Source organism: uncultured Allofournierella sp. (assembly GCA_944382705.1).
Taxonomy (GTDB): domain Bacteria; phylum Bacillota; class Clostridia; order Oscillospirales; family Ruminococcaceae; genus Allofournierella.
Genome location: CALWNE010000006.1, coordinates 13,493 through 29,071, shown reverse-complemented (window position 1 = coordinate 29,071; position 15,579 = coordinate 13,493). Strand labels below are relative to the sequence as shown.

The 15,579-nt window shown below is 54.7% G+C and carries 10 protein-coding genes and 1 tRNA gene; 8 read left to right on the top strand and 3 right to left on the bottom strand.

Annotated features, from left to right (window positions below; all coding sequences use genetic code 11):
- Nucleotides 1–329: 329 nt before the first annotated feature.
- Both ACH2EM_RS00465 and ACH2EM_RS00460 read right to left on the bottom strand, forming a co-directional pair.
- Nucleotides 330–2,039: a DEAD/DEAH box helicase gene (locus tag ACH2EM_RS00465; RefSeq protein ID WP_395150057.1), complete on the bottom strand. Its 1,710-nt coding sequence runs from the start codon at nucleotides 2,037–2,039 to the stop codon at nucleotides 330–332.
- Nucleotides 2,040–2,342: 303 nt separating this feature from the next.
- On the bottom strand, nucleotides 2,343–4,403 hold the full coding sequence (locus tag ACH2EM_RS00460) for a glycoside hydrolase family 25 protein (RefSeq protein ID WP_395150056.1): 2,061 nt from the start codon (nucleotides 4,401–4,403) through the stop codon (nucleotides 2,343–2,345).
- 333 nt (nucleotides 4,404–4,736) lie between these two features.
- Between ACH2EM_RS00460 and ACH2EM_RS00455 the strand changes: the two genes are divergently transcribed.
- The 6 genes from ACH2EM_RS00455 (at nucleotide 4,737) to ACH2EM_RS00430 (ending at nucleotide 11,470) form a co-directional block, all read left to right on the top strand.
- Complete coding sequence (locus tag ACH2EM_RS00455) at nucleotides 4,737–6,353, top strand: ABC transporter substrate-binding protein (protein WP_395150055.1); 1,617 nt, start codon at nucleotides 4,737–4,739, stop codon at nucleotides 6,351–6,353.
- Nucleotides 6,354–6,422: 69 nt separating this feature from the next.
- On the top strand, nucleotides 6,423–7,373 hold the full coding sequence (locus ACH2EM_RS00450) for an ABC transporter permease (protein WP_395150054.1): 951 nt from the start codon (nucleotides 6,423–6,425) through the stop codon (nucleotides 7,371–7,373).
- A 2-nt stretch (nucleotides 7,374–7,375) separates the two neighbouring features.
- The gene (locus ACH2EM_RS00445; protein WP_395150053.1) at nucleotides 7,376–8,293 is read left to right on the top strand and encodes an ABC transporter permease; all 918 of its coding nucleotides are present in this window, start codon (nucleotides 7,376–7,378) and stop codon (nucleotides 8,291–8,293) included.
- 14 nt (nucleotides 8,294–8,307) lie between these two features.
- Nucleotides 8,308–9,333 (top strand): ABC transporter ATP-binding protein, encoded by a 1,026-nt coding sequence (locus tag ACH2EM_RS00440; protein WP_395150052.1) that lies wholly within the window; start codon nucleotides 8,308–8,310, stop codon nucleotides 9,331–9,333.
- The gene (locus ACH2EM_RS00435) at nucleotides 9,330–10,289 is read left to right on the top strand and encodes an ABC transporter ATP-binding protein (RefSeq protein WP_395150051.1); all 960 of its coding nucleotides are present in this window, start codon (nucleotides 9,330–9,332) and stop codon (nucleotides 10,287–10,289) included. The genes ACH2EM_RS00440 and ACH2EM_RS00435 overlap by 4 nt, the downstream gene beginning before the upstream one ends.
- 29 nt (nucleotides 10,290–10,318) lie before the next feature.
- The gene (locus ACH2EM_RS00430; protein WP_395150050.1) at nucleotides 10,319–11,470 is read left to right on the top strand and encodes a double-cubane-cluster-containing anaerobic reductase; all 1,152 of its coding nucleotides are present in this window, start codon (nucleotides 10,319–10,321) and stop codon (nucleotides 11,468–11,470) included.
- A gap of 186 nt (nucleotides 11,471–11,656) precedes the next feature.
- Here the strand turns inward: ACH2EM_RS00430 and ACH2EM_RS00425 are convergent.
- Nucleotides 11,657–11,732: transfer RNA gene (locus tag ACH2EM_RS00425), tRNA-Val, on the bottom strand.
- Between the two features lie 300 nt (nucleotides 11,733–12,032).
- Between ACH2EM_RS00425 and typA the strand changes: the two genes are divergently transcribed.
- Nucleotides 12,033–13,859 carry a translational GTPase TypA gene (gene typA, locus ACH2EM_RS00420; RefSeq protein WP_395150049.1) on the top strand — a complete coding sequence of 609 codons (1,827 nt, stop codon included), beginning with the start codon at nucleotides 12,033–12,035 and terminating at the stop codon, nucleotides 13,857–13,859.
- A gap of 466 nt (nucleotides 13,860–14,325) precedes the next feature.
- On the top strand, nucleotides 14,326–15,552 hold the full coding sequence (locus tag ACH2EM_RS00415) for a 6-phosphofructokinase (protein WP_395150048.1): 1,227 nt from the start codon (nucleotides 14,326–14,328) through the stop codon (nucleotides 15,550–15,552).
- Nucleotides 15,553–15,579 lie beyond the last annotated feature (27 nt).

The following is a 15,579-nucleotide window of genomic DNA, read 5'->3' as shown; positions in this document are numbered from 1 at the left end:
AATCATACCAAGTTTCTTTATGGTTTGTCAATGGCAAATATTCCAGTCTTTTCCTGTAAACATTAGCATATTTGCCAAATCGCAACATTCTTCCTTGGCGTTGCATCCATTCTGCACGCTGTGTAAAAAAGGATACAAAAGGCCCCGGCACACTCCCTTGCATAAAAGGAGCCTGCCGGGGTCCCTGAAAAAATGCATCGCAATGTTGTTAGTATTATAATACCTGACAAAAACTTCGTCAATGAATAAACAACACAATATTTACCATGGATTTATGCGCATTTTGCCAAAAAACCGCAATTTTTACGGGGTTTTTGCCGGTTTCCGGCTTATCTGCGCTTGCGCCGGCGTTCCTTGTGCTCTCGCTGGAACGCATTGCGGGAACTACGGGCTGCACGGTGTGCATCCTGTTGGGACTTCTGGGATGTTCCACGACGGCTGGGCCGCCCCTGGGGTTTGCGTTCGGAGGGCACTGCATACACCGTGCGGCCACAGATGCGTGCCCCCTGCATGGACTCCAAAACCTGCTCCAGGCATCCAGCCTCCACTTCCAGCAGGCACTCCTCATCCAAAATATCAATGCGGCCCACCTGCTTGGAGGTAATACCCGCCTGCTCGGTAATGGCTCCCACCAGATGGTTCACCCCTACTTTATGGCGGCGGCCAATATCCAGCTGGATGGCCCGGTAGGCACCGCTGCCCTTGCGGGCTGCCTTTTCGGCCAGGCTGCACACCTGCTCCACCGGCTGCATCTGGCTGCCATAGTGCAAAGCCAGGGCGGCCTGGGCAATCTGTTCAGGAGAATATCCCTTTTGACGCAGCTCCTTAACCACCAGACCAAAGACCTCTGCCACAGCTCCATCCAGCACCGACTCCACTGCACAGGCCATCTGGGCAGCGCTCCGCTCCTGAATATCCTGTGTGGAGGGAATGGGCATTTCCTGGGCCTGACGGCCGGACATATACTCCAGCTCCGCAGCCTCTCTGCGGCTGGTGCAGATGGTTACGCTCACGCCGCTTTTGCCCGCCCGTCCGGTACGGCCAATGCGATGGATGTAGTGCTCCTTGTTTTGGGGCAGATCGTAGTTGAACACACACTCCACATCGTTCACATCAATGCCACGGGCAGCAATATCCGTTGCCACCAGCACGGTGGTTTTGCCGCTTTTAAAGCTGCGCATCACAGCGGTGCGCTGATCCTGCTTGATGTCGCTGTGCAGGCTCTGGGCACTGATGCCCTGCTCCTCCAGGTCCTGACAGAGTTCATCCGCCATCTTTTTGGTGCCGCAGAACACAATGGCCCGGCTGGGGTCGTAGTAGCGCAGCAGCAAAGAAAGAGCGGCTTTCTTTTGGCTGTGGGGCACCGCAATGTACCGCTGCTGAATGCGGCTTTCCTCGTGGTGCTGCTGGTCATCTGCCTGAATCATCTGGGGCTGTTTCTGGAATTGATGGGTAATCTTTAAAATGGCCGGGGGCATAGTGGCCGAAAACAGCACGGTCTGGCGCTGCTCCGGTGTTTCGGACAGGATGGTTTCAATATCCTCCTTAAAGCCCATGTTCAGCATCTCATCGGCCTCGTCCAGCACCACCATCTTCAGGTCAGCCAGTTTCAGGCTCTTACGGCGCATATGATCCATCACACGGCCAGGGGTGCCCACCACCACATTGGCACGGCGCAAGGCAATACACTGCTTATCAATACGGGCGCCGCCGTAGATGGCAACCGGGCGGATGCCCTCCTGGAAGCGGGCCAGCCGCTGAATTTCCTCTGTAGCCTGCATCGCCAGCTCACGGGTGGGGCAAAGCACTAGCACCTGGATGCCTGCTTTTTCGCTGGTATCCACCCGCTCCAGTGCGGGAATGGCAAAGGCCACAGTCTTGCCGGTGCCGGTGCGAGAGCGGGCAATCACATCTGCACCGGTGCGGATTACCGGAATTGCCTGTGCCTGAATAGGGGTTGCAGCCTCAAAACCCATGCGCTGAATCGCCTTTTCCATGGCAGGGGTAAGTTCCATCTGATGAAAAAATGTTTTGGTCATTCCATATCCTCGTTTATTAAAAAATGATTTGGTTTGTGGCAAAAGCCATACAAAAAAGCGCACCCAGCTATCCGGAAGATTCCAAATAGCCCAAGTGCGCTGCATGTGTCCTGTTTGGAAAGAGCCGCCGGGCTGCAAAGCCAGGCTTCTCGTATTTTTTTATTATCGCACAGTTGCTACCCAATGTCAATGAAATTCCCGCTGTAAATTATTGCTTTGCCCATGCACGCAAAAAGCCCCCGGCCACTCTTTGCATAAGATGGGCCGGAGGCTTTACTGCTTACCAGAGCAAGAGGTAATACATCATCCCAGCTTGCTCACATTCATGTCGCTGTCCATGGGAATGCCAGGAACCTTGCCGGTACTGCTGTACTGCCAGATATCATAGTTGTAATCAAAGGACAGCTGGTCCCGGTATTGGGCAATCCAGATGCTGTATTTGGTAAGGTTTGCCATGTTCAGCTTGTTATAGAACCAATCCGCATAGCTGTAAACGCCGGGAGTGTAGCCTGCGTTGCGAATGGTCTCGCAGAACGCCACAGCATTGGCGGTACGCTGGGTGCGGCTGATTGTATCAGCACGGCCGGTATCGCCCGATACTTTTTCGGTATCAAAATAAATGGGATACTGAATGTTGTAGCCCCGGCACAGACTTACCACCATGCTGGCTTCTTCCACAGCTTCTGCCTCGTTAATGGCCTGGCTGTAAAAATACAGGCCAATTTTCAAGCCAGCTGCCTGCGCACCCTGGATGTTCCGTTTAAACATAGAGTCCTCAACCAGAACACCGCTGCCGTAACCACGGTAGCCAACACGGATGATGGCAAACTCAATGCCGGAAGCCTTAACCTGGTTCCAGTCGATTACTCCCTGATACTTGGAAACATCCACGCCCTTTGTCCAGATGCTGGGTGCCTGCGTGGGTGCAGGCACCGGTGTAGCAGTGGGCTCAGGGGTGGGGGTGGCGGTGGGTGCGGGGGTGGCGGTGGCCTTTACCAGCTGGCCATTGGCATCAAACTGGTAGCTAACCCCTGCAATCACCTTGGTTCCGGTCACCTTCTTGTGGGTGTCCGGGTCATAGTAAGCCTGCTTGTCCTCCACACTGGGGTACCATCCAGAATAAAGGGTAGTAATAACCTTTTCCTGCCCCGTTACCATAAATCCTTCGTGGGCAATGCCCTGCATGGCAGCTTCATCGTAAAAGGTGAGCACTGCTTCCAGTGCACGGGACTGCGCCGCAGCACCGGCGCCCAAAAAGCTCCGGGCAAATCGGCCAGCATCCAGCTGCATCAGGAACGCCGCCGGGCCGGAAATGGACCGGGAAGCAGAATCTGCACTTTCGGAAGCCGACTGTACAGACTGGGATGCAACCGGCTGCTCGGTAGGCTCCTGGGTGGGCTGCTGGGTAGGGGTATTCACCTTGCTTTCGTCCAGGGTAGCCTGCACCAAAAACTCCGTTCCATCCTGTGCTTTTGCAGTTTTGGTTATGTAGTAGGGGCTAACGGTACCATCTGTATACAGCAGATACTTCCGGTCCCCCTCTGTTTTGGTTTGGGCAATATAAACGGTTGTCCACTTTTCCTCTACACTGGATTCATTGTAGCTGTAGTCGTTGCCGGAGGGCGCCTGGGTAGGCGCCTGGGTGGGAACGGGGGTAGCGGTGGGCTCCTCTGTGGGCGCTTGGGTGGGCGGAACCGGGGTGGCCATGGGGTCTGCACCGCTGCCGCTGCCTGCACCCACATGGGAGTTCTTTCCGTTGTCCTCCTCCGCTTCGTTTACCTCGTCGGACTGTTTGATTTGATCCTTAACTGCGTCCACATCGGCCTTATATTCCACTTTTTCGGTTACTTCCAACACAGTGGGCTCCGGCATTACATAGCCTTCCACCTGGTCCACGGTGATGGTGTAGGAACCGATTGCCGCATTTTCAATCAACAGAGTACCTGTCTTTGGGTCAATTTGGTGGGTTTCGGTTTCGGCCTTCTGGTCAGACCCCTTCGCCGGCTCATAGGCCAGCGTAATGTCAAAGGCTGTTCCCAGCATGGGCATATCCTGTGCCACATTCATCAGGGTAATGCCAATGCTTTGCTGCACTGCGGTTGCCTCAATAGCCAGCTGAACCGGCTCGGCCGTGGGTTCCGGTGTGGCAGTTGCGGTGGGCTGAGGGGTAGGGGTTACAACCACCTGGCTAACCGATGAGTCAACGCCAGAAGTATTGGCCGCATTTACCACGGTAAGCGCAATACCCACACCCGTTCCCAGCACAATCAGCATGACACAAAATAAAGCCGCCAGCACCTTGCCCAGCGGCATATGTTTTAGCGCATTGCCAGAAAAATAGCGCATAAGATTTCGTTTATCCATGAAAAAAGCCTCACACTCTTTCTTGTGTTACGTTCATACGGATACAGTATAGCATAATTCATATAAAAGAACCATATATTTTTGCCCTTTGTCCCATGTTTCAGTCCCCCTGTTCCTGCCTTGTGTTCTGGTTTTGTTTTATTCGGCAAAAGTCATTCTTTTAAGCGAAAAAATCAATGCAAAGCGGCAACATCATTCAGAAAAACAATTAGACGAATCACTCATGCTATGGTAAAATTTTATCGAATCATCCCCCTGCTTGTTTGTTGGCTAGGGGTATCGCTTTGCCCATCGTACACTTTTTAAAACTACAACGAAAGGATTTAATTCTTAATGAAACGATCGATTTTTGCGGCCCTGCTGGCCATTTCGCTGGCTTTGACCACTGCTTGCGGCAGCACAGCTTCCAGCTCGGTTTCTCAAACCGGCAACAGCCAATCTTCCAACCAGTCCGTGAGCGTCCAGCGGGATACCTTTACCACTGCCATCAGCTATATGCCCGACACCCTGGCCCCCCATTCCGGCGGTTCGGACGATTACACCTCCATGACTCGCCCCCTGTACGACAAGCTCTTTCTGGAAAATACAGATGGTGGCCTGGACTACTACCTGGCCGATGAGCTTACCATTTCGGAGGATGGCCTCACCTACACCGTCCATCTGCGGGAGGATGCCACCTGGTCCGATGGTACTCCCATTACCACGGCCGACCTGCAATTCTGCGCCGACTACTCGGTACACCGCTATGGATACAACCGGTATGTACGGGTAAACGGTGTGGAGGGTACCATGAACATCGTGGATGACAAAACCATGGAGTTTGTGCTGCCGGAACCCTACAATTATGAGATTGTGCTGCTGTCCGGCATGAATGTATACCCCGCCCATATTTTTGACGGCGACCCTGCCAAGCTGGAAAACTGCGGCGATTATTACAGCAAGCCCGGCTTTGTAACCTCTGGTGCCTATGTGGTGAGCGAGATTAACGAAGACAGCTTTGTGTGTACCGCCCGAGAGGATTATTACCGGGGTACTCCCTCCATCAAAACCCTGGTAATGAAGGTAATTGGCTCCGGTTCTACCCGTGCCATTGCCTTTGAAAACGGCGAAATCGACTATATGCGCATTACCACAGTGGACGAGCTGGAAAAATACCAGGCACAACCAGAAAAGTACAATCTTTACTCCTTCCCGGAAGCTCGTCTGAACTACCTCCAGGTAAATCCCTTTGGCCCCGCCTCCCTGAACGATGCCCAGCGGGAAGCTCTGTTCTACGCCATCAACGGCGACGAGGTCATTGACGGCGCCTATGGTTCCCAGGAGCTGGCAACCAACCCCAACTCTCTGCTTACCCCGGAAATGAGCCTGTACAACGCCAATACACCCGACTATGTGTATGACCTGGAAAAGGCCAAGCAGCTGGCGGATGAATCCGGCCTGACCGGCATGACTCTTACTTACATTTATAATGCAGACCGCCCCAACATGGAAGCGGTGGCTGTGGTTCTGCAGCAGCAGCTGGCACAAATCGGGGTAAACCTAAACATCGAAGGCATGGATTCCTCCTCCTTCTTCCCCCGTTTCTTCGCTGCCTCCTCCTACAACTTCAACGGGCAGGAAACCACCTGGGACCTGGGCACCAACGGCTGGGACTCCATGCGTGGCTCCACCCTCAACCAGGCATACAGCTACCTGAACCAGCCCAGTGATGCCTGGGGCCTGACCAATGCCTGCGGCGAACTGGCTAAGCAAATCAACTCCACCACCGATCTGGAGCAGGCTCGCAAGCTCACCGATGAACTGATGGAGAAGGCTCTGGGCGAGCATCGCATCTACCCCCTCACCTACACCAACTATGTGATGGTCTCTCAAAAGTATGTCACTGGTCTGGACAGCACCCCCATTGTGCCGGAATTTGTGGACTATCTGAGCATCTCCGTAAACGGCTGATTTTAACCATCTGGCTGCCTCCCATCCTTCGGAATGGGGGCAGCCTTTTTACCAACGAGGACTTTTGCCATGATAAAACGCTTTTCAATAAAGGCTCTGCGCCTTGCACTGGTTCTTTTGCTGATTTCCTTCTTTTCCTTTGCGGTCATCGAGGCCGCTCCCGGCGATATTTCCTCCATGTATCTTACGCAAGACATGACCCAGGCAGAGCGGGAACTGGTAATTCAAAAACTGGGGCTGGATCAAACCATGATGCAACGCTATTTCTCCTGGCTGGGGCAGGCGCTGCAGGGCAATTTCGGCGTTTCCCTTTCTTACAAAACTCCTGTGGCACCCATGCTGCTCAAGCGTTTGCCCTCCACCCTTCTGCTCATGGGCACCTCCTTGGCGCTTTCCCTGGCACTGGCTGTTCCCCTTGGGCTGGTAGCAGGCTATAAACGCAACACCTGGATTGATCATTTTATCAGCAGCTTTGCCTATCTGGGTATGTCCATCCCTCCCTTTTACTTTGGCATTCTGCTGATTATCCTGTTCACTGCTACCCTTCACTGGCTGCCCTCCTCCGGCATGCACACGGTGGGCATAAACACCCTGGCCGATACCCTGCTGCACATGATTATGCCGGTACTCACCCTGGCCCTTGACACCATGGCCTCCAAAATCCGCTATGTACGGGCCAACACCGTTCAGCAGATGGGTGAGGATTATGTGCTGGCTGCCCGGGCCCGTGGCTGTTCCTCCTGGCAGATTTTGCACCGGCATGTACTCAAAAACACCTTACTGCCCATCATTACGCTGCTGGGCATGAATCTGGCCTCCCTGGTGTGCGGCTCCTTTATCGTGGAAAGCGTGTTTGGCTGGCCCGGTATTGGCAGCTTTGCCATGGAAGCCATCGGAAAGCGGGATTATCCCATCATCATGATGTATGTCATGCTGTCCGGCTTTATCCTGGTTGTGGGCAACCTGGTGGCAGATTTGGTGTACGCTTTGGCCGACCCACGAATTCAAAAGGAGAATTGACCATGACCACACAGCTTCATCCCCTGCCGGAAGGCAGCTTTTCGCCCTTTCGTTCCCCGCAAGCCGCCCCCTGCGCTTGCCTTCATCAACAGCCCAGGCACCCACTGCTTTTGACTTTTACACGCAACCTTCCGGCACTGCTCTCCCTGCTGTTTCTTGTTGTCATCGGGCTTGCCGTTCTGCTTGCCCCTTTAAGCCCCTACGACCCCAACAAGCTGAATCTGGCGGCAAAATTTGCTCCAGCCAGTGCCCAGCACCTGTTTGGCTGCGATGCCTACGGGCGGGATATCTTTACCCGCATTCTGTATGGGGGGCGAATCTCCTTGTTGGTTGGCATGTGTTCCATGGCAGTCACCCTCTGCATTGGCACCGTAATCGGAATTTTTTCCGGCTATGTGGGCGGAATTCCAGACCAGATTATCATGCGTCTGACGGATATTTTTCTGGCACTGCCCAGCATGCTGCTGATGATTGTGCTCAACACCCTGTTAAAGCCCGGTATTCCTACCCTTATTTTGGTGCTGAGTCTTTTTTCCTGGGCTTCGGTGGCTCGCATCACACGGGCCGAAACCCTCTCCCTCAAGCAGCGGGATTTTGTGGCAGCTTCCCGCAATCTGGGAGCCGGCGGTTTTTTTGTAACCCTGCACCACATCCTCCCCAACATTGCAGGGCCGGTGATTGTGTCGGCCAGTTTGGGCATTGCCAGCGCCATTCTCACCGAATCCTCCCTTAGCTTTTTGGGGCTGGGCATCTCCATCCCCCATGCTTCCTGGGGCAGTATGCTGCAAGAGGCACAAAGCTATATTCTGGACCAGCCCCAGCTGGCCGTCTATCCGGGATTATTCATCCTGCTCACGGTGGTGAGCTTCAATCTGCTGGGCGATGCACTGCGCAGTGCCCTGGACCCAAAACCTGTTTAACGGAGGATTTTGCTGTGAAACCATTGGTACAAGTTCAAAACCTCAGCATCTCCTACCAAACCCAGCTGGGCAAGGTACATTCGGTACGAAACATCGATTTCTCCCTGCAAGCCGGGCGTACCACCGCCCTGGTGGGAGAATCCGGATGCGGCAAGTCTGTTACCTGCCGTTCTCTTATGGGTTTGATTCAACATCCCGGCCAGGTAGACCCCCAAAGCTCCATTGTGTTTTCCGGGCAGGATGTAACCCGCTTTACTTCCAAGCAGTGGCAGTCGTTCCGTGGCAAAGCTGTCTCCATGATTTTTCAGGACGCTTCCTCGGCACTGAATCCCACCATGCCCATTGGGCGCCAAATTGCCGAAGGGCTGCGCAACCATGCCGATTGCCGCCTTACTCCGGCGCAGCTGCGCCAGGCGGTGTGCCAGATGTTGCAGCTGGTGGGCATTCCGGATGCCGAAAGCTGCATGAAACGGTATCCCCACCAGCTTTCCGGTGGTATGCGGCAGCGGGTCATGATTGCAGCCGCCGCCATTACAAAACCGCAGCTGCTGATTGCGGACGAACCCACCACCGCACTGGATGTTACCATTCAGGCGCAGATTCTGGCTCTGTTAGCTCAGCTGCAACAGCAGATTCACATGGCCATTCTGCTGGTAACCCATGACCTGGGCGTGGTAGCCCAGATGGCGGACACCATTGTGGTGATGTATGCAGGCAAAATTGTGGAGGAAGGCCCCTGCACCCAGCTGTTCCACACCCCTCAGCACCCCTACACCTGGGCCCTGCTCCATGCAGTACCCCGCATCGACCAGGAGAGCGGCTCCCTTTTAAGCACCATCGAAGGAACGCTGCCGGATGCCATTCATCCGCCCAGCGGATGCCCGTTTTGCAGCCGCTGTCCCTGGGCTATGAACATCTGCGCCCAACAGATGCCCCCCTTCACCCAGCTTTCTCCAGAGCACCGGGCTGCCTGCTGGCTGTGTGATCCCAGAATGCCCGCCCACAACCGTCCTGCTTTTGAAGGAGGTAGCACTCTATGACCACTCCACTGCTGCAAGTGCAGGAACTCTGCAAATACTACAAAGCCCCCAGGGGGCAAACCCTGAAAGCAGTGAATCATGTTTCCTTTTCGGTTTATCCGGGCGAAACCCTGGGCATTGTGGGGGAATCCGGATGTGGTAAAACCACCTGCGGCAAAACCTGCATGGGCATGCTGCGGCCCACCGGCGGCCAGGTGTTGTACCGGGGCAAAAACATCCACACCATGACCCGCCGGGAACGCTTTGCCCACACCAGCCAGGCGCAGATGATTTTTCAGGACCCCTATTCCTCCCTGGACCCTCGCCAAACGGTGTACGGCATTCTGGCCGAGGGCATCCGCATTCACAAACGGGCCAGCAGCCGTGCCCAGGAGCAACAAATGGTTGCCCAGCTGCTGGAGCAGGTGGGCCTGGCTGCCCACCACGCCCTGCGGAGCATTTCGGAATTTTCCGGCGGCCAGCGCCAGCGCATCGGCATTGCTCGGGCACTCTCGGTGGAACCGGAATTTTTATTCTGTGATGAACCCGTTTCTGCACTGGATGTTTCGGTTCAGGCTCAAATCATCAACCTGCTCACCAGGCTACAGCAGCAACGGCATCTGACCATGCTGTTTGTGGCCCACGACCTGGCCATTGTCAAGCATATTTCCCACTGCATTGCGGTGATGTACCTGGGTCATCTGGTGGAACTGTCTCCCTGCCACAATCTGTACAAAACCCCGGCTCATCCCTACACCCAGGCCCTGCTGGCTGCGGTACCGATACCGGACCCTGAAATTGCCCGTCAGCCCAAAGGAACCATTCTGTCCGGTGAATTGCCCTCTCCCCTTCATACCCCCACCGGCTGCCCCTTTGTTACCCGCTGTTCCCAATGCACCAGCCGGTGCCACACCCAGGTGCCGTCGCTGAAACAAATCAATCCCGGCCACTTTGTGGCCTGCCATCTATATACCTAAATCGAATTTTTTACAAAGGAGAGTAATGTATGGACATCATTCAAACCCTGCCGGATATTTTTGAGGAATTTTCTCAGCAGCGGCGCAATTCCTTTTTGCACGCTCTGGAAATCAAAAAGCAGAACATTCGCTTTGTGGGCACCTTTTGCACCTACACCCCCACCGAAGTAATTATGGCAGCTGGCGCAGTGGCGGTGGGCCTGTGCTCCTTTTCGGACGAGCCCATCCCGGAAGCCGAACAGGAGCTGCCCCGCAACCTGTGCCCCCTGGTAAAATCCAGCTATGGATTTGCCAAAACCCAGAAGTGCCCTTATTTTTATTTTTCCGATCTGATTGTGGGCGAAACCACCTGCGACGGCAAAAAGAAGATGTACGAGCTGCTGGGCCGTTTTAAAAAGACCCATGTCATGGAGTTGCCCAACCGCCAGTCTCAGGTGGGGCAGGAGCTCTGGCGCCAGGAGGTAATTGCCTTAAAAGAAACCCTGGAAGAAACCTTCGGCGTTACCATCACCGAGGAAATGCTCTGGGAGCAGGTGCGCCTGTGCAACGAAAACCGCAAAGCCCTGCGCCGTTTTTATGAGCTGATGCGGCTGGACCCGCCCCCCATGCCTGGCTCCAGCCTGTATAGTGTGCTGTACGGTTCCGGTTTTAAATTCAACCGGCAGCAGGCCATTCAGGAGGTAAATGCTCTCACCGACCGCATTCAGGCAGAGTACGAGGCAGGCAGCCGCCCGGTGCCCAAACAGCCCCGTATCCTGATTACCGGCTGCCCCATTGGCGGCAATGCCCTCAAGGTTGTAAAGGCCATTGAGGAAAACGGCGGCAATGTGGTGTGCTTCGAAAATTGCAGCGGTGCTAAAGCGGTGGACCGGCTGGTGGACGAAAATGAGCCGGATGTATACAAGGCCATTGCAGACCGGTACCTGAGCATCGGCTGCTCCTGCATGACTCCGGACCCCAACCGGTTTGAGCTGCTGGGCCGTCTTTTGAAGGAGTACCAGATTGACGGTGTGGTGGAAGTGGTTTTGCAGGCCTGCCATACCTACAGCGTGGAATCCCATCTGGTAAAAGAATTCGTCACCCAGCAGGATATTCCCTATATGTACATCGAAACCGACTATTCTTCCAGCGATGTGGGCCAAATCAGCACCCGCTGCGCCGCCTTCCTGGAAATGCTTTGATAAAAACAAAACAGGCCCGGCTCCTTTTGCAAAAGGGGCGGGCCTGTTTTGTTGATTAAAATAGCAAAAGCAGTTTTCCACAAAGAAGCCCTTAGAGTGTGGAAAACTGCTTTCATCTGATTTCCTATGTAAGGAGACAAAAAGCGGGCATACTACTTTCTCAAGCAGCATACCCGCCCTGCCTTATGGTGGACGGTAAGGAACTCGAATCCCTGACCCTCTGCACGTCAAGCAGATGCTCTACCAGCTGAGCTAACCGTCCATGTTGTTTCAGCTCGTTTATTATATCGAATGTTTGCAAAAAATGCAAGCCCTTTTTTTAATTTTTTTCATTTTATTTCACCCTTCATCCCAAATCGATTGCTGCACACTGCAAATTCGCTGCCAAAACCAGCCCCCTTGCAAGAGCTTCCCATCCCTTTGTAGGTGTGCATGAAGGATTGAAAATTTATTTGTATATTCTTGACAAAGCTTTTCTCCTGCTTTAGTATAAGTATCGTTGCTAACTCTGTTTATATAATAGTAGTAATAGAAGTGAACCGAATATCAGAAAGGGAAAACTATGGAACGAAAAGACTTGCGCAACATTGCGATTATCGCCCATGTTGACCATGGCAAAACCACCCTGGTGGACCAGATGCTCAAGCAGAGCGGTGCCTTCCGGGAAAATCAGCAGGTTGCTGAGCGTGTGATGGACTCCGGCGACATCGAGCGGGAGCGCGGCATCACCATTTTGGCCAAAAACTGCTCCACCACCTACAATGGTGTAAAAATCAACATTGTCGACACCCCTGGTCACGCCGACTTCGGCGGTGAGGTTGAGCGTGTGCTCAAGATGGTGAACGGTGTTCTGCTGCTGGTGGATGCTGCCGAAGGCTGTATGCCCCAGACCCGTTTTGTGCTGCAAAAGGCTTTGCAGCAGAATCTGAACCTGGTAATTGCCGTTAACAAGATTGACCGTCCCGATGCCCGCATCAAGGAGGTTATCGACGAGGTTCTGCTGCTGCTCATGGATCTGGGCGCAACCGACGAACAGCTGGACAGCCCCATGGTGTTCTGCTCCGGCCGTGCAGGTACCGCAAGCTACAGCCCCGATGTGCCCGGCACCGACCTGAAACCCTTGTTCGACACCATTCTGGAGTATGTGCGTGGCCCTGAGGGTGACCCGGATGCCCCCTTCCAGATGCTGTGCTCCAGCGTGGATTACAACGAGTTTGTGGGCCGTATCGGCATTGGCCGCATCCAGAATGGCCGCATGAAGGTTGGCCAGGATGTGCAGGTTTGCGACTGGCATGATCCCAGCGTTTCCATTAAGGGCCGTATCACCAAGCTGTACGAGTTCAAGGCCAATGGCCGTGAGCCTGCCGAGGAAGCTTCCGCCGGTGATATTGTGGCATTCAGCGGCATTACCGATGTAACCATCGGCAACACCCTGTGCACTCCCGCCAATGTGGAGCCTCTGCCCTTTGTTAAAATCAACGATCCCACTGTGGAAATGACCTTCTCTGTGAACGACAGCCCCTTTGCTGGCCGTGAAGGCAAGTTCGTTACCAGCCGTCAGATTCGTGACCGCCTGATGCGTGAGTTGCTGAAGGATGTGGCCCTCAAGGTTGAGGACTCCGCCACCAGCGACTCCTTCCGTGTTATGGGCCGTGGCGAAATGCACCTGTCCATCCTGATTGAAACCATGCGCCGTGAAGGCTACGAGCTGCAGGTAAGCCCCCCGAAGGTTTTGACCCACGAGGAGGACGGCAAGCTGATGGAGCCCATGGAGCGTGTGGTTGTGGATACTCCCACCGAGTACCAGGGTGCTGTTATGACTGCTCTGGGCTCCCGCAAGGCCATTTTGCAGCAGATGGAGCCCATGGGCACCCGTGTGCGCCTGGAGTTCCGTATGCCCAGCCGTGGCCTGTTCGGCTACCGCAGCCAGTTCCTCACCGATACCCATGGCGAGGGCATCCTGAACACCATCTTTGATGGTTACGATGAGTGGTGCGGTGATATTTCCTGCCGCAGCACCGGCAGCCTGGTAAGCTTTGAAACCGGCGAGGCTGTTACCTACGGTCTGTACAATGCCCAGAACCGTGGCACCCTGATTGTGACCCCCGGCGAGAAGGTCTACGAGGGCATGGTCATTGGTTACACTGCCACCGGCGAGGACATCAGCGTAAACATCTGCAAAACCAAGCACCTCACCAACACCCGTGCTTCCGGTTCCGACGACGCTCTGCGTCTGGTGCCTGTTTCCAAGTTCAGCCTGGAGGCCTGCCTGGAGTTCCTGGCTCCCGACGAGCTGCTGGAAGTTACCCCCGAAAATCTGCGCATCCGCAAGCGTATCCTGAACCACGATATGCGCATGAAGAGCCTGAAGGGCAAAAAGAACAGCTAATCTCCCTTCGCTTTCCTTTCAAAAGTCCCACGGTACAACCGTGGGACTTTTTCTTTGCCCTGTGCCTTGCTTCAGGGCCACCCGAAGGCCAGTTTTCCGGTTCCCTGGTGCAGGCTCCCTGTTCCCCCTTTTCGGCGAGGGCGGGCCATTCTTTGCCGGTTGGCCCATGCCCTGCCGGCCCCACGCCAAAAGTTCTGGTACCGGGATTTTGGCAGCACCAGCCCTGCCGCCCAAAAGATTTTGGAGATACCCATCCAAACATCTCCTAAAATTGCCACACCATCCCCAATTTGGGTATAAAGGCTGGCAAACCCGCCGAAGAACGGTGTGAAAATCCCAATTCCTCTATTCTTTTTTACAAAATCACCTGCAATTCTTGTGCCTTCCGGCTAAATACGATAAAATAATACCCGGCTAATAGATTGGCCGGGATGCCCCCGGCAATAAAAAGGACGGTAACAATACAATGGGTATGAACTTTTTAGTGGGCCAAAGCGGCGGCCCCACTGCGGTAATCAACTCCAGCCTGGCCGGTGTGTACTCCACTGCTCGCCAGTACGGTGCTGGTAAGGTATACGGTATGCAGTACGGCATTCAGGGCCTGCTTCAGGAAAAACTGGTGGATCTGGACCAGGTGTTGGGCAGCGATTTGAACATCGAGCTGCTCAAACGCACCCCCTCCTCCTATCTGGGCAGCTGCCGGTACAAACTGCCCACCCCGGAGCAGGACGAGGGCGTTTACCAAACCTTGTTTTCCATCTTTGCCAAGTACGCCATTGATGCAGTGCTGTACATTGGCGGCAACGACAGCATGGATACCATCGCAAAGCTTTCCGCTTACGGCAGCCGCATCGGCAGCCCCATCCGTTTTATCGGTGTGCCCAAAACCATCGACAACGACCTGATGCTCACCGACCATACGCCTGGTTTTGCCAGCGCCGGCAAGTTTATTGCCACCGTTGTGAAGGAACTGATTTGTGACTCCAATGTATACGACCTGCAAAGCGTGACCGTGGCCGAAATCATGGGCCGCCATGCTGGCTGGCTGGCCGCCTGCTCCAGCCTTGCAAAGAGCGACGACTGCGACGGCCCCGATTTGATTCTGCTGCCGGAGATTGCCTTCTGTCAGGATACCTTCCTGGCTCAGGTGGAAAAAATCCGCAAGCAGAAGAACAACATCATCATTGCCGCCAGCGAAGGCGTAAAAACCCCCGAGGGCGTGTTCCTGTGCGATTTAATGGGCGAGGAGGGCGCACTGGACGCCTTTGGCCACAAGGCCGCCCTTTCCGGCACCAGCCGTTACCTGGCCGGTGTGATTCAAAAACATCTGGGCTGCAAGACCCGTGCCATTGAGCTGTCCACCCTGCAGCGGTGTGCCAGCCACCTCACCAGCCGCATCGACATCAACGAGTCCTACCAGGTGGGCGGCGCCGGTGTGCAGGCTGCCATTGCCGGCGAGACCGGCCGCATGAGCGCCATTCAGCGTGTGTCGGATGCACCCTATCAGTCCCTGTGCCACACCGTGGATGTGCAGCAGGTAGCCAACCAAGAAAAGGTCATTCCTCAGGACTGGATTACCGCCGACGGCACCCAGCTCACCGATGCCTTTGAGCGGTACGCCCGCCCCTTGATTCAGGGCGAGCAGCTGCCCATCTTTGTGAACGGTGTTCCCCGTCACATCCGCCTGCAATAAAACATAAAAAAAGAGAGCCTTTGCAGT

Bases quoted from the DNA above. Each gene is read 5' to 3' on its own strand.
- ACH2EM_RS00465 (WP_395150057.1), bottom strand. From the start codon at position 2,039: ATGACCAAAACATTTTTTCATCAGATGGAACTTACCCCTGCCATGGAA.
- ACH2EM_RS00460 (WP_395150056.1), bottom strand. From the start codon at position 4,403: ATGGATAAACGAAATCTTATGCGCTATTTTTCTGGCAATGCGCTAAAA.
- ACH2EM_RS00455 (WP_395150055.1), top strand. From the start codon at position 4,737: ATGAAACGATCGATTTTTGCGGCCCTGCTGGCCATTTCGCTGGCTTTG.
- ACH2EM_RS00450 (WP_395150054.1), top strand. From the start codon at position 6,423: ATGATAAAACGCTTTTCAATAAAGGCTCTGCGCCTTGCACTGGTTCTT.
- ACH2EM_RS00445 (WP_395150053.1), top strand. From the start codon at position 7,376: ATGACCACACAGCTTCATCCCCTGCCGGAAGGCAGCTTTTCGCCCTTT.
- ACH2EM_RS00435 (WP_395150051.1), top strand. From the start codon at position 9,330: ATGACCACTCCACTGCTGCAAGTGCAGGAACTCTGCAAATACTACAAA.
- ACH2EM_RS00430 (WP_395150050.1), top strand. From the start codon at position 10,319: ATGGACATCATTCAAACCCTGCCGGATATTTTTGAGGAATTTTCTCAG.
- typA (WP_395150049.1), top strand. From the start codon at position 12,033: ATGGAACGAAAAGACTTGCGCAACATTGCGATTATCGCCCATGTTGAC.
- ACH2EM_RS00415 (WP_395150048.1), top strand. From the start codon at position 14,326: ATGGGTATGAACTTTTTAGTGGGCCAAAGCGGCGGCCCCACTGCGGTA.